This window comes from Synechococcus elongatus PCC 11801, from assembly GCF_003846445.2.
GTDB lineage: Bacteria > Cyanobacteriota > Cyanobacteriia > Synechococcales > Synechococcaceae > Synechococcus > Synechococcus elongatus_A.
The window spans coordinates 302,399-324,487 of the sequence record NZ_CP030139.2 but is presented as its reverse complement, the minus strand read 5'-3'; the positions used below and the strand labels follow the sequence as shown (position 1 = coordinate 324,487).

24 protein-coding genes and 1 tRNA gene are annotated in these 22,089 nt (G+C 56.1%); 12 read left to right on the top strand and 13 right to left on the bottom strand.

Annotated features, from left to right (window positions below):
- Window positions 1–37 precede the first annotated feature (37 nt).
- Window positions 38–892 carry a circadian clock protein KaiA gene (locus DOP62_RS01550; protein WP_208673134.1) on the bottom strand — a complete coding sequence of 285 codons (855 nt, stop codon included), beginning with the start codon at window positions 890–892 and terminating at the stop codon, window positions 38–40.
- 236 nt (window positions 893–1,128) lie between these two features.
- Here DOP62_RS01550 and rplU point away from each other — a divergent pair, with 236 nt between their 5' ends.
- Entirely contained in the window at window positions 1,129–1,512 is a 384-nt protein-coding gene (gene rplU / locus DOP62_RS01545; RefSeq protein ID WP_208673136.1) for a 50S ribosomal protein L21, read from the top strand.
- A gap of 34 nt (window positions 1,513–1,546) precedes the next feature.
- Window positions 1,547–1,813: a 50S ribosomal protein L27 gene (gene rpmA / locus DOP62_RS01540; RefSeq protein ID WP_208673138.1), complete on the top strand. Its 267-nt coding sequence runs from the start codon at window positions 1,547–1,549 to the stop codon at window positions 1,811–1,813.
- A gap of 127 nt (window positions 1,814–1,940) precedes the next feature.
- Here the strand turns inward: rpmA and DOP62_RS01535 are convergent, their stop codons facing one another.
- Window positions 1,941–2,312 (bottom strand): response regulator, encoded by a 372-nt coding sequence (locus tag DOP62_RS01535; RefSeq protein WP_208673140.1) that lies wholly within the window; start codon window positions 2,310–2,312, stop codon window positions 1,941–1,943.
- 89 nt (window positions 2,313–2,401) lie between these two features.
- Between DOP62_RS01535 and truB the strand changes: the two genes are divergently transcribed.
- Window positions 2,402–3,286 (top strand): tRNA pseudouridine(55) synthase TruB, encoded by an 885-nt coding sequence (gene truB, locus DOP62_RS01530; protein WP_208673142.1) that lies wholly within the window; start codon window positions 2,402–2,404, stop codon window positions 3,284–3,286.
- A 43-nt stretch (window positions 3,287–3,329) separates the two neighbouring features.
- Here the strand turns inward: truB and aspS are convergent, their stop codons facing one another.
- Window positions 3,330–5,129, bottom strand: a complete 1,800-nt coding sequence (aspS, locus tag DOP62_RS01525; protein WP_208673144.1) for an aspartate--tRNA ligase — start codon at window positions 5,127–5,129, stop codon at window positions 3,330–3,332.
- A 180-nt stretch (window positions 5,130–5,309) separates the two neighbouring features.
- On the opposite strand from aspS, the gene DOP62_RS01520 reads away from it, so the two are divergent.
- Window positions 5,310–7,112: an ABC transporter ATP-binding protein gene (locus DOP62_RS01520; RefSeq protein WP_208673146.1), complete on the top strand. Its 1,803-nt coding sequence runs from the start codon at window positions 5,310–5,312 to the stop codon at window positions 7,110–7,112.
- Window positions 7,113–7,214: 102 nt separating this feature from the next.
- Here DOP62_RS01520 and DOP62_RS01515 read toward each other — a convergent pair whose 3' ends face one another.
- Window positions 7,215–8,057: a calcium-binding protein gene (locus tag DOP62_RS01515; protein WP_208673147.1), complete on the bottom strand. Its 843-nt coding sequence runs from the start codon at window positions 8,055–8,057 to the stop codon at window positions 7,215–7,217.
- Between the two features lie 162 nt (window positions 8,058–8,219).
- Window positions 8,220–10,805, bottom strand: coding sequence for a bifunctional aconitate hydratase 2/2-methylisocitrate dehydratase (acnB, locus tag DOP62_RS01510; protein ID WP_208677016.1), 2,586 nt, complete (start codon window positions 10,803–10,805; stop codon window positions 8,220–8,222).
- A gap of 321 nt (window positions 10,806–11,126) precedes the next feature.
- Between acnB and DOP62_RS01505 the strand changes: the two genes are divergently transcribed.
- The 4 genes from DOP62_RS01505 to DOP62_RS01490 all read left to right on the top strand — a co-directional run bounded on the left by DOP62_RS01505 (window position 11,127) and on the right by DOP62_RS01490 (window position 14,271).
- Window positions 11,127–11,483: a HesB/IscA family protein gene (locus DOP62_RS01505; protein ID WP_208673148.1), complete on the top strand. Its 357-nt coding sequence runs from the start codon at window positions 11,127–11,129 to the stop codon at window positions 11,481–11,483.
- 79 nt (window positions 11,484–11,562) lie between these two features.
- Complete coding sequence (locus tag DOP62_RS01500; RefSeq protein WP_208673149.1) at window positions 11,563–11,991, top strand: tetratricopeptide repeat protein; 429 nt, start codon at window positions 11,563–11,565, stop codon at window positions 11,989–11,991.
- 9 nt (window positions 11,992–12,000) lie between these two features.
- Window positions 12,001–12,252 (top strand): hypothetical protein, encoded by a 252-nt coding sequence (locus DOP62_RS01495; protein WP_208673150.1) that lies wholly within the window; start codon window positions 12,001–12,003, stop codon window positions 12,250–12,252.
- 75 nt (window positions 12,253–12,327) lie between these two features.
- Window positions 12,328–14,271, top strand: a complete 1,944-nt coding sequence (locus DOP62_RS01490) for a DNA polymerase III subunit gamma/tau (RefSeq protein WP_208673151.1) — start codon at window positions 12,328–12,330, stop codon at window positions 14,269–14,271.
- A 40-nt stretch (window positions 14,272–14,311) separates the two neighbouring features.
- Here the strand turns inward: DOP62_RS01490 and accD are convergent, their stop codons facing one another.
- Together accD and DOP62_RS01480 are read right to left on the bottom strand one after the other, a co-directional pair.
- Window positions 14,312–15,229: an acetyl-CoA carboxylase, carboxyltransferase subunit beta gene (gene accD / locus DOP62_RS01485; protein ID WP_208673153.1), complete on the bottom strand. Its 918-nt coding sequence runs from the start codon at window positions 15,227–15,229 to the stop codon at window positions 14,312–14,314.
- 123 nt (window positions 15,230–15,352) lie between these two features.
- Window positions 15,353–15,496: a hypothetical protein gene (locus DOP62_RS01480; RefSeq protein ID WP_208673155.1), complete on the bottom strand. Its 144-nt coding sequence runs from the start codon at window positions 15,494–15,496 to the stop codon at window positions 15,353–15,355.
- Between the two features lie 105 nt (window positions 15,497–15,601).
- Here DOP62_RS01480 and DOP62_RS01475 point away from each other — a divergent pair, with 105 nt between their 5' ends.
- From DOP62_RS01475 to DOP62_RS01465, 3 genes are all read left to right on the top strand, one after another.
- On the top strand, window positions 15,602–17,242 hold the full coding sequence (locus DOP62_RS01475; RefSeq protein WP_208673157.1) for a CTP synthase: 1,641 nt from the start codon (window positions 15,602–15,604) through the stop codon (window positions 17,240–17,242).
- A 3-nt stretch (window positions 17,243–17,245) separates the two neighbouring features.
- On the top strand, window positions 17,246–17,632 hold the full coding sequence (locus tag DOP62_RS01470; RefSeq protein ID WP_208673159.1) for a 6-pyruvoyl trahydropterin synthase family protein: 387 nt from the start codon (window positions 17,246–17,248) through the stop codon (window positions 17,630–17,632).
- 189 nt (window positions 17,633–17,821) lie between these two features.
- Window positions 17,822–18,397 (top strand): TerD family protein, encoded by a 576-nt coding sequence (locus DOP62_RS01465; protein ID WP_208673161.1) that lies wholly within the window; start codon window positions 17,822–17,824, stop codon window positions 18,395–18,397.
- Window positions 18,398–18,437: 40 nt separating this feature from the next.
- On the opposite strand, the gene DOP62_RS01460 is transcribed toward DOP62_RS01465, so the two are convergent.
- The 6 genes from DOP62_RS01460 to DOP62_RS01435 all read right to left on the bottom strand — a co-directional run bounded on the left by DOP62_RS01460 (window position 18,438) and on the right by DOP62_RS01435 (window position 20,440).
- Window positions 18,438–18,764, bottom strand: coding sequence for a hypothetical protein (locus tag DOP62_RS01460; protein WP_208673163.1), 327 nt, complete (start codon window positions 18,762–18,764; stop codon window positions 18,438–18,440).
- Between the two features lie 33 nt (window positions 18,765–18,797).
- A tRNA-Ser gene (locus DOP62_RS01455) sits at window positions 18,798–18,881 on the bottom strand.
- 91 nt (window positions 18,882–18,972) lie between these two features.
- Window positions 18,973–19,335, bottom strand: a complete 363-nt coding sequence (locus DOP62_RS01450) for a hypothetical protein (protein ID WP_208673164.1) — start codon at window positions 19,333–19,335, stop codon at window positions 18,973–18,975.
- A 162-nt stretch (window positions 19,336–19,497) separates the two neighbouring features.
- Window positions 19,498–19,749 (bottom strand): hypothetical protein, encoded by a 252-nt coding sequence (locus DOP62_RS01445; protein ID WP_208673165.1) that lies wholly within the window; start codon window positions 19,747–19,749, stop codon window positions 19,498–19,500.
- A 74-nt stretch (window positions 19,750–19,823) separates the two neighbouring features.
- Complete coding sequence (locus tag DOP62_RS01440; protein ID WP_208673166.1) at window positions 19,824–20,132, bottom strand: DUF3181 family protein; 309 nt, start codon at window positions 20,130–20,132, stop codon at window positions 19,824–19,826.
- A gap of 41 nt (window positions 20,133–20,173) precedes the next feature.
- Window positions 20,174–20,440, bottom strand: a complete 267-nt coding sequence (locus DOP62_RS01435) for a 2TM domain-containing protein (protein WP_208673167.1) — start codon at window positions 20,438–20,440, stop codon at window positions 20,174–20,176.
- Between the two features lie 132 nt (window positions 20,441–20,572).
- Here DOP62_RS01435 and DOP62_RS01430 point away from each other — a divergent pair, with 132 nt between their 5' ends.
- On the top strand, window positions 20,573–22,060 hold the full coding sequence (locus tag DOP62_RS01430) for an Ig-like domain-containing protein (RefSeq protein WP_261789796.1): 1,488 nt from the start codon (window positions 20,573–20,575) through the stop codon (window positions 22,058–22,060).
- Window positions 22,061–22,089 lie beyond the last annotated feature (29 nt).

Below are 22,089 nucleotides of genomic sequence, written 5' to 3'. Positions count from 1 at the left end.
GAGTAATTGAGCGGGGCTTAAGACCTCCTTTACCTTTTTAGGTTTCCCGTGGGATAGAGCGCCGATACATCTCACAGAGATGAGCGATGACATCAATTAAAGTCAGTCGATAGTCCAGCAAAATATCCTCGGAACGGCCCTCCACGCGCAGCTTTTTGGCAAACTCATCCATGAGTTCCATGTGAATTTCCACCACTTGAGTAACCGGAACATCGGCAAAAAATGCCATGTTGACAAAGTTGTCAAGACTCTGATTGAGATTGCTATTGGGGGAGAAATAGCTCAGCACAATCTCGCGATAGCTGGTCTGCATCGCCTCTAGTAACTTCTGTCCCTCGTAGGCCGGTAAATTGCGCAGAAAGCGATCAGGATCGCGTTTGTAGTAGACACCGAGGTAGCCCAAGCGTTCTTGTAAGCGTTGGGCTAGGTCGCGCTGATGACTAGCGAGTTCGGGATCATGGGTAGCCGCCATCAGCATGACCTGGTCGGCGATGGTCTCGACGGGGGCTTGGCGCAAAAATTCCGCTAGAGCTGCATCCACTTGATAGGGCAGTTGCTCCAGCTGATGGATACCGAGATGCAGCTCGGCGCTGTGGTAGACCCAGTCTTTCTGGGTGTCGGTGACATCGTCAGTATCGCGATCGCCCACCACGATCGCCGGTACCACAATGCCCTGGAAGCAGAGTTGCTGAATGACGGTTTTGCAACCAGGATTGGTAGCGACTAGCAGCAGACAGTCAATCTGGTCGCGATGGGTTTGCGCATAGTCGAGCAGCAGATCGCCAGAGCTACAGATCTGCAATTGGTAGCGATCGCCCGCCAATGCTTGCTGGCAATCCTGCAGAATTGCCGTTGATTCTACCCAAATGCAGATTGCAATTTGCGAGAGCACGCAGTCACTCCTTTAGGACTGGGGCCGCAGACCAATTAATCTCTGACAAAGAAAAAACTAATCTACCCTAGCATTGCGGGTTTCACTGCCGCGATCGCTATGCCCACAGTTTGACAGTTCTCAAATTTTTCTGAGATGATAGAGGGCTGTTGTCTCAAAAGGCGGCTCGGAACAGGTTTTAATTAAGTGCCTTCGCTGCTTCAGGCAGCAGTGGCCACCTCTACGGCTGAACATACATGGCTTACGCAATCATCGAAGCAAGCGGTAAGCAACTCTGGGTTGAACCCGGTCGGTTCTACGATCTCGATCGCCTCGACGCAGAATTGGATCAATCCCTGACGCTCGACAAAGTTCTGCTTGTCCAGGACGAAGGCGCTCCGCAGATCGGCCAGCCCTATGTGGCAGGTGCCAGTGTGCAAGTGACGGTTCTCAGCCACCCTCGCGGTCGCAAGATCACCGTCTACAAGATGAAGCCCAAGAAAAAGACCCGTAAAAAACAAGGCCATCGCCAAGATTTGACTCGGGTTTTGGTCGAGTCGATCACCGTGGGTGGCAAGGTTTTGACGGCTAATGTGGCTGACCTACCCAAATCAGAAGCGGACATCGACGCTGCTGGCTAATTATTGAATCGTTCTCACCAGAGGATCCAACACCATGGCTCATAAGAAGGGAACCGGTAGTACTCGGAACGGGCGCGACTCTAACGCCCAGCGCCTCGGCGTCAAAAAGTTTGGCGGCGAAGTCGTGCGCTCGGGTAGCATCATCGTTCGCCAGCGCGGAACGAAGTTCCACCCCGGCGTCAATGTCGGTCGCGGTGGTGACGACACCCTGTTCGCTCTGATCGACGGCGTGGTCACCTTTGAACGGAAGGGCAAAGGCGGCAAAAAAGTCAGTGTTTATCCAGCCACCTCGGCTGCTTAGGTTTCACTGACCGATTAGGGGGGCCCGAACAAGCAGCGGGTCCCCCTTGTTGTATGGCAGCGAACGGCTCGTTTAGGTAGGGGTTCGGTGAAAACCGATCGCCCAGCCGTAGGTCCATCGCTGAGCACTAACCTGCAGAGCTAATTTGTTCCTGCACCAAAACCAGCAGATCGTTGACCTCATAGGGCTTGGTTAAGTAAGCAGTCGCGCCCTGCTTTAGGCCCCAATACTTATCAAAGTCTTCGCCCTTCGTGGAACAAAGGATGACGGGAATGCTAGCTGTGTCCGGCGATTTCTTGAGTGATCGCAAGACATCGTAGCCATTCATTTCCGGCATCACAATGTCGAGCAAGATCAGGTCTGGCTTTTGCTGGGCAATGGTTTGTAAAGCTTCCTGACCATTGTTGGCAAGAGTCACGTGATGGCCATGTTCAGCTAGCGCTTGACGCGCCAGTTCTAAATAGAGACTGCTGTCGTCAACAACGAGGATATTGGCCATCAGCGTTACTGGAATTCAAAGAAGCTAATTCTACTACCGACGACTGCTCACCGCTGTGGCGTAGTCTACTGTCCTTGCGAGGGATTGCCATGTTGTCTGAAGGGTTTGTCAACCTCGATAAGCCAGCCGGCTGGACTTCCCACGACTGTGTCGCCAAGCTGCGGCGGCTGTTGCGAGAGCGACGCATCGGGCATGGGGGCACTCTCGATCCAGCGGTCACTGGAGTGTTACCGATCGCGGTGGGGCGAGCCACCCGCCTCCTGCCCTATTTACCGAGTGGTAAAACCTACGTCGGGATGATCCGGTTGGGCTTACAAACTAGTACGGATGATCTGAGTGGCGATCGCTTGGCAGAAGCTGATACTAGCCACCTTCCTCTGACCGCAATCGAAGCCGTTCTACCGCAATTCCTCGGACAGATTCAGCAACAGCCTCCCCAAGTCAGTGCAGTGCAAGTCCAAGGGCAGCGCTTATATCAGCTTGCACGTCAAGGGAAAGCACCGGTGGATTTGCCCTGGCGCACGGTTGAGATTCAGGTTATCCGCATTCTTGGCTGGCGGCCTGGCGCCCAAGCAGAATTGGACCTTGAGGTTCAGTGTGGAGCGGGAACTTACATCCGATCGCTGGCGCGGGATTTGGGAGCAGCCCTCGGGGTGGGGGGTACGTTGGCTGAGTTGCGGCGCACGGCCAGTAGTGGCTTTGAGATCAGCACCAGTACACCGCTCACCGATCTCCTCGACGGTGCCCCCGTACCGCTGTTGGCCTTGGATTCACCGTTGCAGCACTTAGCCGTAGTGAGACTAGCAGAAGAAGCCAGCGATCGCTGGCGGCAAGGGCAGGCCATTCCGATCACGGACCTGCCCGCTGTTGAGGGATCGCCGGCGCGAGTCTATTGTCCCCAGAACCGTTTTCTGGGGATCGGCACCATCACGGCGGGACTCTGCAAACCCAAAGTGGTTCTAGCAGCGATCTAGCCACCTTCGAGCAACCTGAATCGATCGCTGCGCTCGATACGGATCAGTCGCGCTCTTTGATCGGTGGCTGCCAAGTCGAAGCGACGTAGAGCTCCTTGAGTTGGCGATCGCTGACATCGGCGGGAGCATCGGTCAGCAGACATCGCGCTTGCTGGGTTTTCGGGAAGGCGATCGCATCACGAATCGAGTCTTCACCCGCCAACAACATCACCAAGCGATCGAGGCCATAGGCGATACCACCGTGGGGCGGGGTGCCAAAGTCAAACGCTTCTAGCAAGAAACCAAATTTAGCCTGCGCTTCCTCATAGGAAAGGCCGATCGTTTCAAATACGCGTTCTTGAATGTCGCGCTGGTAAATCCGCAGGCTACCGCCGCCAATTTCCAAGCCGTTCAGAACAATGTCGTAGGCTTGCGCCCGAGCCGTGGTTAGGTCGTCCAAATCCTCAGGATTGGGCGCTGTGAAGGGGTGGTGCAACGCTTCGTAGCGCTTCTCGTCGGCATTCCACTCCACCATCGGGAAGTCCACGACCCAGAGCAGATTGATCGCGTCAGGATCGATCAATCCCAACTCTTTGCCGAGGAATTGGCGAACGCGATCGAGGGACTTGTTGACGATATCGGTGCTGCCAGCCCCAAACAGCAGCAGCGTTCCGGGCTGGGCTTGGGTGCGGCGGAGAATCTCTGCTTTCTGCTCGTTGCTGAGATTGTCTTTGATTGCGCCGATCGTGTCGATCTCGCCATTTTCACGAACGCGAATGTAGGCCAGACCAGCGGCACCCGCTTCCGTGGCTTCCTTGAAAATATCGCCGCCGGGTTTGATCCGCACGTTGGAAATACGATCGTTGCCATCGGGAATGGGCAGGATTTTGACCTTACCGCCGGATTTGACAGCGCCGCTGAACACCTTGAAGCCCATGTCCGCGACAACATCGGAGACATCAACGAGCTCGAGGCCGAAACGCGTATCAGGGCGATCGCTGCCGTAGCGATCCATCGCCTCGGCGTAGGTCAAACGCGGGAAGGGACGCGGCAGATCAATGCCTTTGACCGTCTTGAAAATGTGGGCAATCAGCCGCTCGTTCAGGTCGATGATTTCTTCCTGCGAGAGGAAGCTCATTTCCATGTCGAGTTGGGTAAATTCTGGCTGGCGATCGGCGCGCAAATCCTCGTCACGGAAGCAACGGGCGATTTGGTAGTAGCGATCGAAGCCTGACACCATTAGCAGCTGTTTAAAGAGCTGGGGTGACTGTGGCAGAGCAAACCATTCGCCGGGATTGACCCGTGAGGGCACCAAGTAATCCCGTGCACCTTCCGGCGTCGACTTGGTCAGGACAGGGGTTTCGATTTCGATGAACTGCTCCTCATCCTCCAAGAAGCGGCGCATCGCCTTAACGACTTGGTGACGCAGTTGCAGGTTGCGGTTCATGCGCTCGCGGCGCAGATCCAAGTAGCGGTAGCGCAGGCGTAGGTCTTCCCGCACTGTTTCTTCGTCAGCGCTGGAGACTTGGAAGGGGAGCTGACGGCGCACCGCATTCAGAATTTCAATGCGATCGGCGTAGATTTCGACTTCGCCAGTCGGTAGCTTCGGGTTCAGCGATTCGGCCGGTCGCGCGCTGACCCGTCCGGTGATTTTCACCACATATTCGTTGCGCAGCCCTTCCGCTTGGTGATAGGACTCCGGCGTCCGCTCCGGATCGCTGACGATTTGCACCGTGCCCGTGCGATCGCGCAGGTCCACAAAAATCACGCCACCATGATCGCGTCGCCGATCGACCCAGCCAAAGAGCGTGACGGTGGTGCCGACTTGTTCGGCACGGAGATCGCCGCAGTAGTGAGTGCGCATGGAGACGGGGGCGAGCTTGAACAACAAACTCTCTATTATCCGTGAAGCGGTTCCGATCGCGTGCGATCGCACCAGAAGTCTTGGTCACTGGCGATCGCAGGCTTAGCTGCGCCCATTGCCAAGCGATCCAGCCCTGGTCTACTGTCTGCAAGAATCGAGGATCTTCTGGTCAGCCCCCCTTTGAACGACCTGTTTCGCCTCTGGTCTCATCTCTCGCCCCGCCGTCGCCGGCAGTTGATTTTGCTGCAACTGCTGATTCTGGGATCTAGCTTGGCGGAGCTGAGTAGCTTGGGGTCAATCTTGCCGTTTTTGACGGCGCTGGCTCAGCCTGCACAGCTATTGCAATACCGTTGGCTGCAACCGATCGCCCAGCAATTGGGGATCGATAGCCCTAGCAAGCTGATTCCTTGGGTGACAGGCGTTTTTGTTGCGACCGTACTGCTCAGTAATGGCCTGCAGCTACTGACCCTGAATGTGCGGGTGCGACTGGCCTATCGCATTGGTTCTGACCTCAGTCGAGCCGTGTTTCGCGGCATTCTCTACCAGCCCTATCCCTTTCATGTCCGCCACAACAGCAGCAGCCTGATTGCGGAGATCACCCACGATGTCAATGGTGTGGTTGCCAGCGTGATTCAACCGCTGCTGCAACTCAATGCCAGCGCGGTCGTGATTGCAGCGCTGCTGACAGGCTTGCTGATTTTGACGCCCGAGCTGACGATCGCAGCGGCTCTAATTCTGGGTTCGACCTACAGCGCCGTCTATTGGCTTAATCGTCAGCGCCTGCTGCGGTTTAGTCGCCTCAAATCTGAAAACTCTCGCCTCGTCCTCAAGATTTTGCAGGAGAGCTTGGGCGGCATTCGTGATGTCTTACTCGATGGCAGCCAAGGTCTGTTTGAAGACCTTTACCGACGCTTCGACTACAACTATCGCCGCAGCCAAGAGGCGCGGATGTTGATCGCTGAATCACCTCGCTTTGTGATCACTGCGATCGCAATTGTCAGCATTGCTTTAATGGCACAGATTTTGGCGAGTCAGGAACGGGGTTTTGCCGAAGCCTTGCCGATTCTGGGTGGCTTTGCCCTCGGTTCCTATCGACTACTCTCGCCCTTGCAGCAGGGGTTTGCCGCGATCGCCACCATCCGTTCCGATGCTGTGGCATTAGGAGCCGTTTTGACAGCACTCGATCGCCCTGTCCAGTCCCCGTCAACGGCGATCGCCCCGCTACCCCTCACGCTGGAGCGATCGCTGCAGTTCGAGTCCGTTCGCTTCCGCTACGGCGAAACAGGACCGTGGATCCTGGATCAGCTCGATCTGATGATTCCAGCTCGTAGCACGGTCGCTTTTGTCGGCAGCACAGGCAGCGGCAAGAGTACAACTGCTGATCTGATTTTGGGTTTACTGCAACCCGTCGAGGGCACGATCTGGATTGACGATCAGCCCTTGCAGTCGCCTGAGACGATTCGGGCTTGGCAGCAGGCGATCGCGCATGTGCCGCAGTCCATTTTTCTGGCTGATGGCACGATCGCAGAAAATATCGCCTTTGGCATTCCACCCAGCCGCATCGATCGCGATCGGGTTCGCCAGGCTGCTCAATGGGCACAGATTGCTGAATTCATTGAGGCACTGCCCAAGGGGTATGACGAAGCGATCGGGGAGCGTGGCGTTCGGCTCAGTGGCGGTCAGCGCCAGCGCATCGGCATTGCCCGCGCGCTCTATCGCCGCGCCTCAATTTTGGTACTCGATGAAGCAACGAGTGCTTTAGACAATGCCACTGAAACTGCGGTGATGGCGGCCTTACAGGAACTCAGTCGCGATCTCACCGTAATTCTGATTGCCCACCGCCTCTCGACGGTAGAGCGATGCGATCGCATTTTTGAGTTTTCCCAAGGCAAAGTGGTTGCCAGCGGCACCTACGCCGAACTGCTCGAGCGATCGCCTTCTTTCCGGCGCCTCGCCCAACAAGAAACTTGTCCCACGGATTGATACAGACTCGCTGCTATTGCGTCTCTGAATTGGGAAGAAGAGGGTACACATATTGTGTTGACAATCCGGTTGAGTCTTGGACTCAGTCTTCTAAAGCTGCAATCAAAGCCCTAGCAAATCATTCATGACTGCCGAAGCTAAATCACCCACTGAAGCAAAGGCAGAACTTTGAACCATCGCAATCAAATCAAGACTTCCAGAAGCGGAGGTTGTGTAGAGATTGACTTGATTGATGTTGGCTGAGTCAGCAGATGCGACTTGCAAGATGACAGGGCTATCAACGCGAAGCGTATCTTCTAGACTAAAGTCTAGGATTTTGGCATATAGGTTCGGGAAAATAGAGCTGTCGCGATAGCTCTCCACATTAATGACAAACTGATCAGCACCCAGTCCGCCAGTGATCAGATCCCGTCCACCCCCGCCATTAAGAACGTCATTGCATGTCCCACCCGTTAAGGTATCGTTTCCCATCGACCCAATCAGTAGATCATTTCCTTCCCCACCATCCAGAAAATTGCCATCGATTTCAAAGGGAAATGTCTCGCCAACAGCAACTTGAGATAGCTGAGGTTTAAATCCGTAGCCGTCTAGTATGTCATCGCCCACTCCACCATAGAGAGAGTCACGACCGAGCCCTCCAAGCAAGAGATCATTACCAGCCTCGCCATAGAGCGTATCGCCAGAGAGATCATTGATGTACTGGCCGCTGGAGTAGCTTGCCATCGAATAGGTCGTGCCACCAGAGAGGAGATCATTGCCATCACCGCCATAGATGATGTCTGCAAAAAAACCGCCTAAAAGATTGTCATTGCCCGTGGAGCCGTAGATGGTGACAACTGCTGTTGGGGCAGAGACCGTCAACGTGTTGATCGGCTGCAGGTTTTTGAGCGGCGTTATGGGGGATTTTACTTGGCTGGTGGAGCCGATCAGAGAGCGGAAGGTCATGGCTGAGTGCTGCAGGGAGAATAGGTTTACTCTCGCTGAGAGCCATGAGCCAAGCTGTGATCTATTGCAGTACAGCTTGTGATTTTGATCACAGGTCTTCAAGCAAGAAAAAACCTCCGGAAGCGATCGCCTCCGGAGGTTATTGCGCAATCAAAAATGGGCTTAGACAGTTGTCAGAATGCGATCGACTTCCTCAGCCGGTTTGACACGACCTTCATCGGCAAAGCCTTCCAGTTGGTCGAAGTTGAGGTACTGATACAGGTCAGCCGCAAAGGGATTGATCTTCTCAGCCGCGATCTTCAGGTATTCCTCCGGTGTGGGAATACGTCCCAAGAGGGCGCAGACTGCCGCCAATTCCGCTGAACCTAAGTAGACCTGAGCACCTTTGCCCATGCGGTTGTTGAAGTTGCGGGTACTGGTCGAGAAGACCGTAGTGTTGTCCGCAACGCGGGCTTGGTTGCCCATACAAAGTGAACAACCGGGCACTTCCAAACGAGCGCCAGCCGCGGCGAAGATGCTGTAGTAGCCTTCTTCCTTGAGCCGGTCTTCATCCATCCGGGTCGGTGGGCAAATCCAGAGGCGACCGCCAACTTGACCTTCGCCTTCCAGCACTTTGGCCGCGGCGCGATAGTGACCAATGTTGGTCATGCAGGAGCCGATGAAGATTTCGTGGATCGGATCGCCGGCGACTTCCGACAGCTTTTTGACATTGTCGGGATCGTTGGGGCAAGCCAGAATCGGCTCGGTCAGCTCATCGAGGTTGATTTCGATGATGGCTGCGTATTCAGCGTCATCATCCGCCGAGAGCAGTTGTGGATTGGCGAGCCAATCTTCCATCTGGCGAATGCGACGCGCCAAGGTGCGGCTGTCTTCGTAGCCACGGGCGATCATGTTTTTCATCAGCGCCACATTCGATCGCAGATATTCGGCGACGGTGTCCTCGCTGAGTTTGATCGTGCTGCCGGCGCAGGAACGCTCCGCTGTGGCATCGGTCAGCTCAAAGGCTTGCTCTAGCTTCAGATCGGGGAGTCCCTCGATCTCCATAATCCGGCCAGAGAAGACGTTGACCTTGTTCTCTTTAGATACAGTCAGCAGTCCTTGCTGAATCGCTTGGTAGGGAATGGCGTTGACCACATCTCGCAGGGTGATGCCCGGTTGCAGTGAACCGGTGAAGCGCACCAGCACGGATTCCGGCATGTCTAGCGGCATGGCTCCGATCGCAGCTGCAAAAGCAACCAGACCGGAACCAGCCGGGAAGGAAATCCCGAGCGGGAAGCGGGTGTGACTGTCGCCACCAGTCCCGACCGTATCGGGCAGCAGCATCCGGTTCAGCCAGCTGTGGATGATGCCGTCACCGGGTTTGAGGGCGACGCCACCGCGCTGGGCAATGAAGTCCGGCAGGGTTTTATGGGTTTTGATGTCAACAGGTTTGGGATAGGCGGCGGTGTGGCAGAAGCTCTGCATCACCAAGTCGGCACTGAAGCCAAGGCAGGCCAGCTCCTTCATTTCATCCCGCGTCATTGGCCCCGTGGTGTCTTGGCTGCCAACGGTGGTCATGATCGGTTCGCAGCTCGTGCCGGGACGAACCCCCGGAAGACCGCAGGCGCGACCGACCATTTTTTGGGCGAGGGTATAGCCTTTGCCGGTATCCGCAGGGGGTTGCGGCCGAACAAAGACATCGCTAACGGGCAAGCCCAACTGCAATCGCACTTTATCCGTGAGCGATCGCCCAATCAGCAGGGGAATCCGGCCACCAGCTCGCACCTCATCGAGGATGGTGTCTGGCTTGAGGCTAAAGGTGGAAAGAACAGTACCCGCCTCATCTTTAATCACCCCTTCGTAGGGATAAATGGTAACGACCATGCCGGTGTCGAGGGCGCTGACATCGCATTCGATCGGCAGTGCACCCGAGTCTTCAGCGGTGTTGAAAAAGATCGGCGCGATTTTGCCGCCGAGGATGATGCCGCCACTGCGCTTATTCGGCACAAAGGGAATGTCTTCGCCGATATGCCAAAGGACAGAGTTGATTGCGGATTTGCGCGAAGAACCGGTGCCAACCACATCGCCGACGTAGGCCAGCGGATAGCCTTTCTCTTTCAGAACGGGAATCGTTTCGAGGGAACCCGGCAGCCGCGTTTCCAGCATTGCTTGGGCATGGAGCGGAATGTCGGGACGGGTGGTGGCGTGGGTTGCGGGTGAAAGGTCATCGGTGTTGGTTTCACCCGGCACTTTGAAGATGGTGACGGTGATCGCTTCCGGCAGGGTGAGTTTGCTGGTGAACCACTCGGCATTCGCCCAAGATTCCAGAACCTGCTTGGCGTAGGCGTTGGTTTCAGCCAGTGCGACCACATCGTTGTAAGCGTCGTAGACCAGCAAGGTTTTGCTCAGAGCAGCAACGGCAGCTGTGGCGATCGCCGCATCTGCACTCTTAAGTAGATCAATCAGCGCGGCAACGTTGTAACCGCCGATCATCGTGCCGAGCAGTTCAACTGCCTCGACCGGCGTGATCAGCGGACTAGTGGTTTCGCCGTGGGCGATCGCACTCAGAAAGGTGGCTTTGACATAGGCAGCTTGATCGACCCCAGGGGGAACGCGATCGCGCAGCAAATGGAGCAGTGTTGCTTCCTCACCGGCGGGCGGTGCTTGCAAGAGCTCACACAGGGCTGCTGTTTGATCCGCATCTAGCGGCAGCGGCGGAACCCCCAAAGCTTCGCGCTCAGCGGCGGCTTGGCGGTAGGCTTCCAACATTGCGATCGTCTCCTGCGTTGTCACTCTCAAAATCCCAAGCTGACTCGGCGATCGTGCCTGCAGCTAGATTTCCGATTTTATTCCCACCCTACCGTTCAGATTGCAGGATTCGTTACCACTCACATCCCCAACAGCTCTCATGCTCGGCCTTGTCGAAACCGGCGGGTCTAGCAGTGTTCTACAAGGTTTCTCGAAGCTCAGAGCTGCACGATCTCAATCGAAAGACAGCCTTATCTCAATTCGCTACGTTGAGTTCACCTTTGTAGAATGGCAAGACAGGCCACTGATGGGTTTGAACGGTTCGACAGGAGCCCTAACGCCATGACGCAAACGACCACTGTCCCCCAAAAAGGCATCTTGATCAGTGAAACGGCCCTTGCACAGCTGCAAGCAATGCAAGCCCAGCAAGGTACCGATCTGCTGCTGCGGGTGGGCGTCCGGCAAGGCGGCTGCTCTGGCATGTCTTACACCATGGACTTCATCACCGCCGATGCAATTCACGAGAAAGATGAAGTCTACGACTACGACGGTTTCCGCGTCGTCTGCGATCCTAAGAGCCTGCTCTACATCTACGGCATGACCTTGGACTACAGCACCGCTTTGATTGGCGGTGGCTTCAAGTTCACCAACCCCAATGCCGCTCAGACCTGCGGTTGCGGTAGCTCCTTCTCGGCTTAGTTGCTGCAACTCTAAGGCTCGAAGAATCCTCCCCAAACACGATAGGCTGATCGAATCGAAAGAATCTTGCGATCGCAGCATGAGCTTCACTGAAACTCCCGAATCTCTGTTCGAAGACGGTATTCGTCGCTATCAAGCCGGTGAACCGCCCGCGGATTTGGTGCCGCTGTTTCAGTCCATCTGCGAACGCCAACCCCGTAGCAGTGCATCTTGGACCTGCTTGTCTTGGCTGTATTTGCTGCTCGATGAACCGCGTCAAGCGATGAAAGCAGCGCAGCGGGCAGTGAAGCTCAATCCTCAGGATCCGCAGGCGCGGGTTAACCTGGCTTTGGCAATGTTGGAAACAGATACCAAGGGCGTGCGTCAGCACATTGATATCGCCCTCCGGGTAATCACGGTGTCCGCAGAACTGCGCCAAGATCTGCGCGAAAGTTTGGCCGATGGCCAGAAGCGCAAACCCAACTGGGCTAGCCTCGATCGCATCCAAAACTGGCTCTTCCCGATCTAACCCCATCCAATGTTGCAACGACTGCTGCAAGGGCTCGATCGCCTGCTCGTCTTCAATGTCTTTTTTGTGATTGCGGCCCTCATTTGGTTTGCGATCGCGCTGTTGGGGCGACGTTTCGATTGGCCCTTGGGTTTTGACCTGTGGATGTCGCTCTGGCAGCCTTTGTTTCAGCCTGCCCTTGGACTCTTGATGGCAGGCGCTATCCTCAGCGGTGTGGGGTCTTGGGTGCGTCGTCGCTTTTTCCCAGAGCAATCCTCCTAGTGCCCAGCAGGAACAGCAGGACGGATGCTGCTCTGCTAGCCTGATCTCCTCTGCTGATTGCACTGCTGGTTGTCGATGGCCTACGAACCGCTGCATCACAAATATCGGCCGCAATGCTTTGCCGATTTGGTGGGGCAAGAGGCGATCGCGCGGACGCTGAGTCAAGCCCTGGCGCAGCAGCGGATTGCCCCCGCTTACCTGTTCACAGGTCCACGCGGGACGGGCAAAACCTCCAGCGCCCGCATTCTGGCCAAGTCCCTCAACTGCCAAGCCAGCCCTGTGCCAACGGCCAGTCCCTGCGGGACTTGCGAAGCTTGTCGGGCGATCGCACAGGGTAACGCCCTCGATGTCATTGAAATTGACGCGGCTTCCAACACGGGCGTCGATAACATCCGTGAGCTGATTGAACGAGCACAGTTTGCCCCCGTTCAATGTCGCTTCAAGGTCTATGTGATCGACGAATGTCACATGCTGAGCACGGCAGCGTTTAATGCCCTGCTCAAAACCTTGGAAGAACCGCCCGATCGCGTCGTTTTTGTGCTGGCGACCACCGATCCGCAGCGGGTTTTGCCGACGATTATTTCCCGTTGCCAGCGTTTCGATTTTCGCCGCATCCCCCTACAGGCGATGACCGATCACCTGCAAGTCATTGCCCAGAAAGAATCCATTGAAATCGAGCCGACAGCGATCGCCCTCGTGGCGCAACTGGCTCAGGGCGGCCTGCGCGATGCCGAGAGCCTGCTCGATCAGTTAGGACTTCTGCCACCACCGGTGACGCCAGAAGCGGTCTGGGATCTGCTCGGTGCTGTGCCGGAACGCCAGCTCCTGCAACTACTGGAAGCGATCGCCGCCAATGATCCTGAGGCATTACTCACCTTCATCCGCCAACTGCTCGATCGCGGTCGGGAACCCCTCACTGTTCTGCAAAATCTGACCGCCTTTAGTCGTGATCTCTTGATCGCTCGTACCGCACCTCAACGCCGCGACTTAACCACAGTTACCGAGGCCACTTGGCAGGCGCTCTGCACCTTTGCCCAAGCCTGGAGTCCTGAGCGGATTCTGCAGCTGCAACAACACCTACGGCAGTCGGAACTGCAGATCAAAAACACAACTCAGCCGCGACTCTGGCTAGAAGTTGCTTTGCTCGGGTTGCTGCCCAGCGCCCAAGCAACGGTTGAACCTGTAGCCACAACCCCCGTTCGTCCTGTCAGTCTGCCGACTCCCGTCAGCCCGACTGTAGCGGCGAGTCCGGCCCCACCCACAGCACCCACTGCTGCCCCTGTTGCTCCGCCAGCAGTTGCCACGCCTGCTCCTGTAAGCCCGGCACCTGAGCCGATCGCAGCGCCGCAACCAGATCCGCTGGATTTAGAAGAGTTGTGGCAGCGCGTCTTGGCCAATATTGCCTCGCGGGGGATGCAAATGTTGTTGCGGCAGCAAGGGCGTTTGCTCCGCTGCCAAGCCGGTCAAGCCGTGATCAGCCTGCCGCCCCAATGGCTCTCGACCGTGCAGAGTAAGCGCAATCTGCTGGCCGAAGCATTTCAAACCGTTCTGGGCCAAGCGATCGCGGTGGAATTAGAATCCAGCAGCGGTGCAGCCCCCAACCCTGTGAGTCTGCCGGCCCCGCCCACGGTTCCAGTCGTCACCGAGTCGGTGCGATCGCCCATTGCACCTTCCCCCAGCCCTCGGCCAGCGCCACCCTCAGAACCGACTGCGATCGCAGAACCCTCGCATCAGCCGGCGATCGCCACGATCGCACCTCCGGCTCCAGCGCCTGGGCCAGTTGCACCGATTCAACAATCAAAACCAGTCGCGATCGCACCCCGTTCACCCCAACCAACTGAGATTGCTCCAGCTCCCAAGATTGAAACGCCGCCTGCTGCGCCTCGCCCCCTAGCGGATTGGGAACTTGATCCGGGGTTGAAAGCCGCCAAGAGTCTGGCGCAATTTTTTAATGGCGAAGTCGTCAGCGATCGCGAGTCCGACAGCGAGACTGTTGCTGACCCTGACGTAGACTTCTAGCCACACTGCGACGGGAGAGAGGCTGCTCACTACGGCGGTGCTAGAAGGAAGCAGCTGCAGGGCTCGACGACTCAAGGACTGGGATCTTCACTTCCAGCGATCGCGGTTGGTGCAGACGAATTAACTGCGCTAGGGTTTTCTTCATTTGGGTGCGCGGCACAATCACATCGACAAAGCCGTGTGCCTGCAAATATTCCGCCGTTTGGAAATCGTCAGGCAATTTCTCGCGCAGCGTCTGCTCAATCACCCGCCGCCCAGCAAAGCCAATCAGCGCCTTGGGTTCGGCAATGATCAGATCGCCCAGCATGGCGAAGCTGGCCGTGACGCCGCCAGTCGTGGGGTGAGTCAGAATCGGCAGATAGAGCAAGCCTGCTTCGCGGTGCCGTTCCAGTGCCCCTGAAATTTTGGCCATCTGCATCAGGCTGAGCATGCCTTCCTGCATGCGGGCACCGCCGGAAGCGCAGACGATGATCACGGGCGATCGCTGCTCAGTCCCTTTTTCGATCAGGCGGGTCAGTTTTTCGCCGACGACAGAACCCATGCTGCCGCCCATGAAGCGAAAGTCCATCACGCCCAAGGCCACAGGCTGACCTTCAATCAGTCCTAAGCCAGTCCGGACGGCATCACTCAACCCTGTTTTTGCTTGGGTTTCCCGCAGGCGATCGCTGTAGGACTTGCGATCGCGGAAGCCAAGCGGATCGGTGGGTGAAACTTCTTCATCTAAAAACTGCCAGGTGCCAGGGTCAATCAGCTGGCGAATGCGCTCATCGCTGTAGATGCGCATGTGATGGCCGCACTGCAAACAGACCATCAAATTGGCCTGCAGATCCTTGGTGTAGGTCAGGGCATCGCAGGCTTCACACTTAGTCCACAAACCATCCGCAATTTCCCGTTCCTGATAGTCGTGAACGACGGGTTCGGTCTTACGGCGATTGGCAAACCAGTCCAAGAGCGACATGGTCTGAACCCGACTCAACGGCCTTCTTATGGTAACTCACGCTACCAAGCGGAACGGCGTGTGAGAGGGTTAAGCAATCGCGCCAGCCCAGACTACATCAAGGGTCTCAGCAGGCTGAACGACTCACCCTAGCAGTAGTCCTAAATCCGTGGGGGCAGGCAACATGCCACCGCGACTGTCCAAAATCTGCACAAGGACGAGGTAGGCGATCGCCAGCAACAGCGAAATTGCACCCGTCACAATAGCCACGAGTTTGGAGCGATCCATAGGGGTTCGGCGACAGTTCGCCCCGATTGTACTGCCTGCAACCCGCCCGCCATGTTAGAGTCGATCGCTGTGCCAACAGCGACTGGGACTGAACGCTGGAAGAGTATGACTAAGTTCATCTTTGTGACCGGTGGCGTGGTTTCCAGCATCGGCAAGGGAATTGTGGCCGCCAGTTTGGGCCGACTGTTGAAGTCGCGGGGCTATTCGGTTTCGATTCTCAAGCTCGACCCTTATATCAACGTCGACCCCGGCACGATGAGCCCCTATCAGCATGGGGAAGTGTTCGTCACAGCCGATGGTGCCGAAACGGACCTCGACTTGGGGCACTACGAGCGCTTTACGGACACCCCGATGTCGCGCTTGAACAGTGTCACCACCGGCTCGATCTACCAAGCGGTGATCAACAAAGAGCGTCGGGGTGACTACAACGGCGGCACGGTGCAGGTCATTCCCCACGTCACTGCCGAAATTCGCGATCGCATTCACCGCGTTGCCCAAGATACCCATCCTGATGTAGTAATCACGGAAATTGGCGGCACGGTGGGCGACATTGAATCCCTGCCGTTTCTAGAAGCGATTCGTCAGTTCCGCAAGGATGTGGGCCGTCGCGATATCGCCTACATTCACGTCACCTTGGTGCCTTGGATTCCGTCGGCAGGCGAGATGAAAACCAAGCCGACCCAGCACTCCGTCAAAGAGCTGCGATCGATCGGGATTCAGCCCGACATTTTGGTCTGTCGCTGCGATCGCCCGCTGCAAGCTGGCATGAAAGAAAAAATGTCAGAGTTCTGCAATGTTTCACCCGAAGCGGTGATTACCTCGCAGGATGCCAGCTCGATCTACGAAGTTCCGTTAATGCTGGAACGCGAGGGACTCGCCGAGCAAGTGCTCGATATTCTGCAACTTGAGCAGCGCCAACCCGATCTGACCCAATGGCAACGCTGGGTTCATCAGCTCCAGAACCCCAGCCGCCGCGTCGAAGTGGCGATCGTGGGCAAGTATGTGCGGCTCAATGACGCTTACCTCTCCGTCAGTGAATCCCTGCGCCATGCGGCTGCCAGTGCCGATGCTGATCTCCAGCTGCGCTGGGTCGATGCCGAGGATCTCGAAAACGGCGATCCGGCAGCCTATCTAGACGGGGTTGATGGCATTGTTGTCCCCGGTGGATTCGGGGCTCGCGGCGTGGATGGCAAAGTCGCAGCGATTCAATTCGCCCGCGATCGCCAGATTCCCTTCTTGGGCTTGTGTCTGGGCATGCAAGCGGCGGTGATTGACTGGGCTCGCAATGTGGCGGGTCTAGAGGGTGCCAACAGCGCTGAATTTGACCAAGAAACCCCACATCCCGTTATTGCCCTCTTGCCCGAGCAGCAAGATGTGGTGGACTTAGGCGGCACAATGCGGCTGGGTCTCTGTCCCTGCAAGCTGCAGGCCGGATCCCTAGCCCAGCGACTCTACGGCGAAGACATCATCTACGAACGGCATCGCCATCGCTACGAGTTCAACAATGCCTACCGCAGCCTGTTCTTAGAAAGTGGCTATCGGATCAGTGGCACCTCACCCGATAGTCGCCTTGTCGAGATTGTCGAGCGTTCTGATCACCCCTTCTTTATCGCTTGCCAATTCCACCCCGAATTTGTCTCGCGTCCGAACCATCCCCACCCACTCTTCCAAGGCTTGATCAAAGCGGCTTTAGGAAGTGACGTGATGGCTGTGGACCCTACTCCTCTGCCTGCGGAAACGGTTTAATTCATGCCCCGTTGGACTCTAAGTACCGAATTTAGCTTCAGCAGTGCCCATTTCATTCGGGACTACGATGGTCCCTGTGGACGGATGCATGGCCATACCTATCACGTGCGGATTGAAGCGATCGCTGCGCAGTTAAGTGCTTCGGAATACTGCCCACACCCTGTTATGGTGGCGGATTTTCGGACGCTACGCTGGGCCAAAAAAGATGTCACGAAAGGCGGTCTCGATCACTGTGTTCTCAACGAAGTCATGCCGCCTGAGTATGAGACGACTGCAGAGATGATCGCGAAGTACATTCACGACAAAACAAAAACGATGCTGCCAGCAGGTACCCAGCTCAAGGTTGCCGTCTCTGAAACGCCAAATTCTTGGGCGACCTACGAAGACTGAAGCGATCGCGTAGTGCGTTTCAGGCAGCAAAGCCCGACTGCGGGCTAGGTAATGTCCTAGGGCGATCGCGTAGCCCACGCTGTGATTATTTAGAAATAGAGTTGGGTATGATGACAGCGCATTGATCAGTCATCTGCTCTCAGGTGACAGGGTTGCTGGTGTCTCCGATCACAGGATGAGGACTGTATTTTGCCGATCTCGCTATCCAAGGGCCAAAACCTCTCACTCTCTAAAACAGACCCGAGTCTGAAGAAAATCATTGTCGGTCTTGGCTGGGACCCTCGAAGGACTGAGGGTGAGAAATTTGATTTGGACGCTTCTGCTTTCCTGCTCGCTGACACCGGTAAAGTCCGCTCAGAGAAAGACTTTGTCTTCTATAACCAACTGCAGTCAGGTTGTGGATCGGTGGTCGCTGCCGGTGACAATCGAACCGGTCAGGGTGAGGGCGATGATGAGCAAATCAGAATTAACTTAGAGTTTGTCCCTGCAGCAGTACAGAGGATCGCAATTGTTGTCACCATTCATGAGGCCATAGCCCGAAAGCAATCCTTTGGCCAGGTGTCTAATGCCTTCATTCGGGTTGTGAATGAAGAGACCAACACTGAGATTGTGCGCTACGACCTTTCTGAAGATTATTCCACCGAGACATCACTCATCTTCGGCGAGGTCTATCACTATGGCGGCGAGTGGAAATTTAGAGCCGTTGGCCAGGGTCATTCAGGCGGTTTAGAGATCATGTGCCGACAGTTCGGTGTTGATGTCTAAACACTTTTAGCAATCATGATTGAGTTCAGCAGCAATCGAACTAGCTGCCTGCGTCCTCTGATTCGGTTGCCTCGGCGGAGTAGGTCGAGATCGATCGGAGATTCTCCGGAATCGGCTGATCAGGCGTAAAACTGAGCTGGACTTCTGACAGTCCTAGATAGCCGGACTCCCAAAAAGAGATCAGCATGCGCTGGAGCGCTGGCCAAATCTCTGCTTCAAACTCCCAAGGGCGATCGCGCCGTGCTCGGGCTGCGATCGATTTCAGCGCCCAAAAGTAGGAATTCCGTACCATGCCCCCAGTCTTGCGGTAGGTCGGGGCATCATCCTCATGGATATAGAGCACATTCCCTTGAATCCAAGCGCGCATCGGGATAGCAGCGGTAAGGGGATGGTGAGAAAACGGAGAGGGTGGGATTCGAACCCACGGACCTTTTGGGTCACTCGATTTCAAGTCGAGCGCATTCGACCACTCTGCCACCTCTCCAAGCCTGTGACTACGATCGCGGGCGATCGCTGTCCCGAGAGCTTGCTGTCTGATTGTACTCAATTCCGGCGCGCTGCTCTAGCGCGATCGCCTAGCTCAGCGGGCTGAGCGGCGACTGCTCCCGCTCTAAGGTGCAAAGCTGCGCGTAGGTTGAGACTTTCCGCTCCAGCGGAATATCCATCGGCTTGAGGCGATCGCGCAGCCAGTCCGCAAATTCCGTGCCTTGCAACCGCAGGCGCTCTGCTTGATCGAGCAACTTGAGGGCTTCGCGCCAAAAGGCCAGCTCTTCTTCAGGGGCTTGCATCTCCACCAGCCCTTCCAATCCTTGCCCGCTCTCTGGATGAATCGCCGTCGAGAACTGAATCTCCTGACCACTGCGCAAATGACGCAGCACCATCACTAGCACACTCTCGATCGCGGCGGGTTCACCCTCTAGAGACACCGTCAGTTTCATGGGCCGAGCCTACGCTGCTGACCATTCTAGAGCGGATTGATCCCCCCGCAAAAAGCCCAGACCCTATAGGTACTGGGCAGGCAGTGAAGCAGTCACCGATCCCATTAAGAAGGCGGAGACAGACTAGCCATGCAATAGACAAGTCCCCTCTATCTGCTGAGGCTAGGAAATCATTTTCTCGTGATGAACGGGGATGGAGACTTCCAATCGTCCGCCATTGCGCATATCAAGATTACTCACACTGTAAAAATTCGCTTTAATTCCAAACTGGTCAAGTTCTTTTGCCAACTCTTCAATCAGCACTTTTTCAACTTGGGGCAGTTCATCAGCAACGACATTGATCAACTTGGCTGCTAGCCGTCCGACCCGCTGGCGGATGATGTCTTGGGGATTGGTGATTTCAATCAGAATCATAAGTGTTGAACAGCAATCAGGGCAGGACAGACAGCAGGCAGCGATCGCTCAATATAAAGGGTTCTAGGCCCTGCTCACAGTCGTTTCTGAAACTCTTCAAGAATCTCAATCAGCGCTGTAACGCAGGACATTGGGATCAAATCCAACAGCGCCATTTGTCGCCTGCCACCCCCTACTTTGACGGGGAATTGATTCAGGATGGTCGTCACTGCATGTTCGTCAATCTGACCGTGTTCGAGGGGGGTGATTAGCAGTTCAGCCAGACGGCGACTGAGCTTGGCATCATCCAAGTAGAGGTGCCATTGGGCAATATCCAGATAGATTTGATCACCAATTTCGGCCGCGAGCTGTTCGAGCAACTCAGTGGAGATGGCGTAGCTCATCGCAGTGTCAGAGTCTGGGGCACCCCTACCCTAGCCCCCACCTAGGAGCGATCGCGGATTTCTTCACTGGGCTTCAGATTTACAGGGCGATCGCGCAGCACAAAGACGGCATGCAAACCCAACCCCGCCAGCCAAAGCAGGGTCACCGTTGAAAGATTCTCAAAAGGATGCCGGAGTTGCTGGAAAAACCAAAGCCCTGAGTTCACCGCTGAGAACAGGGCGATGTGGAAGGCAAAGTTAATTCGATTTTCGAGCCGACGATAGGCTGGGTCGTTGGGATCAGGTTTCCGAGGCCAGCGAGGAGGCATAGCAAGACTATCCGCTGTGTTTTTCGTAGCTTAACGAACCTTGGGATTCGTCTTTGAATTGCTAGACGTCAGCCCCTAGCCATGACCCCTCAACTCGTAGTCTGTTCGAGAAGGCGAAACGAGACTGTTAGAGTGGGCTGGTCTGTGCTGCTCTTCTTTCGTTTGCGCGTGTGGTTTCGACTTCCCTTTGAACGGCGGGCGATCGCAGTCTTGCTAGTTTTGGTCTTTTGCAGCATCGTCTTGGTCTCCGTAGGCGATCGCAGCCGACCGACGGTGCGCTGGTTCAACTGGTCTGAGCGATCGGTGGGTGCTGATGCCGCTGCGATGCTGTTCACCTTCAGCCGCCCGATGGATGCCGCCTCCATCGAGTCCTCTTTTCAATTGACCCCCAGCTTTCCCGGGCGTTTTAGTTGGGCAGGACGCCGGTTAGCTTTCACGCCCGAGCTCCCGCTCCCCTACGGCTTGGAATACACGGTACAGCTCTTGGCCGGCAAGGAGAAGCGATCGCCCCAACGCCCGCTTGTCCCTTTCCAATCCACCTTTCGCACCCACGATCGCGCCTTCGCCTACCTCGGTGTAGACGGCGAAGAAGAAGGGCGACTCCTGCTCTACAACCTGACCCGACAGCAGCAGCAGATGCTAACGCCGCCGGACTGGGTCGTGCTGGATTTTCTCCCCTATCCCCATGGCGATCGCATTCTCTTTAGCGCGATTCCTCGCCAAAAGACCGCCACAATCGCTTCAGCGGCACTCTACAGCGTGACCACTGGCCTCAATTACTGCAATCCCGAACCCGCTCCTTGTGAATTGCGATCGCGCGGCGGTGAAGTTCAAGAAATCCTGAGCAGTCAGGATTACCAAAATCTCGCCTTTGATCTCTCGGCTGACGGGCAGACGATCATCGTGCTGCGGAGCAATCAAAAAATTCCCAATGCCGCCCTAGAGCTGTGGAAGGTACCCGCCACAGGCGATCCCACTGTCATTCAACGCGACCCAGGTGGCGAGTTTCGGATTGCTCCCGATAACAACTCCCTCGTCATTGCTCAAGGTCAGGGCTTGGCGGTCTTACCCTTGGAAGCGGGCAGCGATCCCCTCGACTTTCTCCCCCAATTTGGGCGGGTCTTGGGTTTCAGTCGGGATGGCACCCAAGCTGCAACGGTGCGTTTTAATTCCGACTTTCGCCAGTCCCTCTTCTGGGTTGATAGCGCCGGTAAGCGACAGGAGCTCCGCACCGTCGAAGGCGAAATTCTCAGCGCTGATTTTGCACCGAATCGCAAAGCTCTCTACAGCTTGCTGAGCGAAACAGATGATGCAGAGTTCCTTTCCCTCTTTGCCTTTGACCTGAAAACTTCGAAACCACAAGGCAACCTGCTCCTCAAAATCCCCCGCCAAGGCCCCGTCAACTTAGACTTGGCACCGGATGGCCTCGCGGTGATCTTCGATCAACCGATCGCAACGCCAACGACTGCAACCGATGTCGCCACAGCAGCTAGTCCCCGTAGCCAGTTATGGGTTCTCCCGCTGACTCCGCCGAGCAGCACTCTTGCGCAAGCCCAGGAGCAACTGCCGCAACCAGAAGCACTACCGCTGCAAGGAGTTCGTCCTCGCTGGGTGCCCTAACTGGCGATCGGAATTCAATCTGTTCTCTG

Excerpts from the sequence above, each read along its gene's own strand:
- rplU (WP_208673136.1), top strand. The coding sequence starts at position 1,129 with ATGGCTTACGCAATCATCGAAGCAAGCGGTAAGCAACTCTGGGTTGAA.
- rpmA (WP_208673138.1), top strand. The coding sequence starts at position 1,547 with ATGGCTCATAAGAAGGGAACCGGTAGTACTCGGAACGGGCGCGACTCT.
- DOP62_RS01535 (WP_208673140.1), bottom strand. The coding sequence starts at position 2,312 with ATGGCCAATATCCTCGTTGTTGACGACAGCAGTCTCTATTTAGAACTG.
- truB (WP_208673142.1), top strand. The coding sequence starts at position 2,402 with ATGTTGTCTGAAGGGTTTGTCAACCTCGATAAGCCAGCCGGCTGGACT.
- aspS (WP_208673144.1), bottom strand. The coding sequence starts at position 5,129 with ATGCGCACTCACTACTGCGGCGATCTCCGTGCCGAACAAGTCGGCACC.
- DOP62_RS01515 (WP_208673147.1), bottom strand. The coding sequence starts at position 8,057 with ATGACCTTCCGCTCTCTGATCGGCTCCACCAGCCAAGTAAAATCCCCC.
- acnB (WP_208677016.1), bottom strand. The coding sequence starts at position 10,805 with ATGTTGGAAGCCTACCGCCAAGCCGCCGCTGAGCGCGAAGCTTTGGGG.
- DOP62_RS01505 (WP_208673148.1), top strand. The coding sequence starts at position 11,127 with ATGACGCAAACGACCACTGTCCCCCAAAAAGGCATCTTGATCAGTGAA.
- DOP62_RS01500 (WP_208673149.1), top strand. The coding sequence starts at position 11,563 with ATGAGCTTCACTGAAACTCCCGAATCTCTGTTCGAAGACGGTATTCGT.
- DOP62_RS01495 (WP_208673150.1), top strand. The coding sequence starts at position 12,001 with ATGTTGCAACGACTGCTGCAAGGGCTCGATCGCCTGCTCGTCTTCAAT.
- DOP62_RS01490 (WP_208673151.1), top strand. The coding sequence starts at position 12,328 with ATGGCCTACGAACCGCTGCATCACAAATATCGGCCGCAATGCTTTGCC.
- accD (WP_208673153.1), bottom strand. The coding sequence starts at position 15,229 with ATGTCGCTCTTGGACTGGTTTGCCAATCGCCGTAAGACCGAACCCGTC.
- DOP62_RS01480 (WP_208673155.1), bottom strand. The coding sequence starts at position 15,496 with ATGGATCGCTCCAAACTCGTGGCTATTGTGACGGGTGCAATTTCGCTG.
- DOP62_RS01475 (WP_208673157.1), top strand. The coding sequence starts at position 15,602 with ATGACTAAGTTCATCTTTGTGACCGGTGGCGTGGTTTCCAGCATCGGC.
- DOP62_RS01470 (WP_208673159.1), top strand. The coding sequence starts at position 17,246 with ATGCCCCGTTGGACTCTAAGTACCGAATTTAGCTTCAGCAGTGCCCAT.
- DOP62_RS01460 (WP_208673163.1), bottom strand. The coding sequence starts at position 18,764 with ATGCGCGCTTGGATTCAAGGGAATGTGCTCTATATCCATGAGGATGAT.
- DOP62_RS01450 (WP_208673164.1), bottom strand. The coding sequence starts at position 19,335 with ATGAAACTGACGGTGTCTCTAGAGGGTGAACCCGCCGCGATCGAGAGT.
- DOP62_RS01445 (WP_208673165.1), bottom strand. The coding sequence starts at position 19,749 with ATGATTCTGATTGAAATCACCAATCCCCAAGACATCATCCGCCAGCGG.
- DOP62_RS01440 (WP_208673166.1), bottom strand. The coding sequence starts at position 20,132 with ATGAGCTACGCCATCTCCACTGAGTTGCTCGAACAGCTCGCGGCCGAA.
- DOP62_RS01435 (WP_208673167.1), bottom strand. The coding sequence starts at position 20,440 with ATGCCTCCTCGCTGGCCTCGGAAACCTGATCCCAACGACCCAGCCTAT.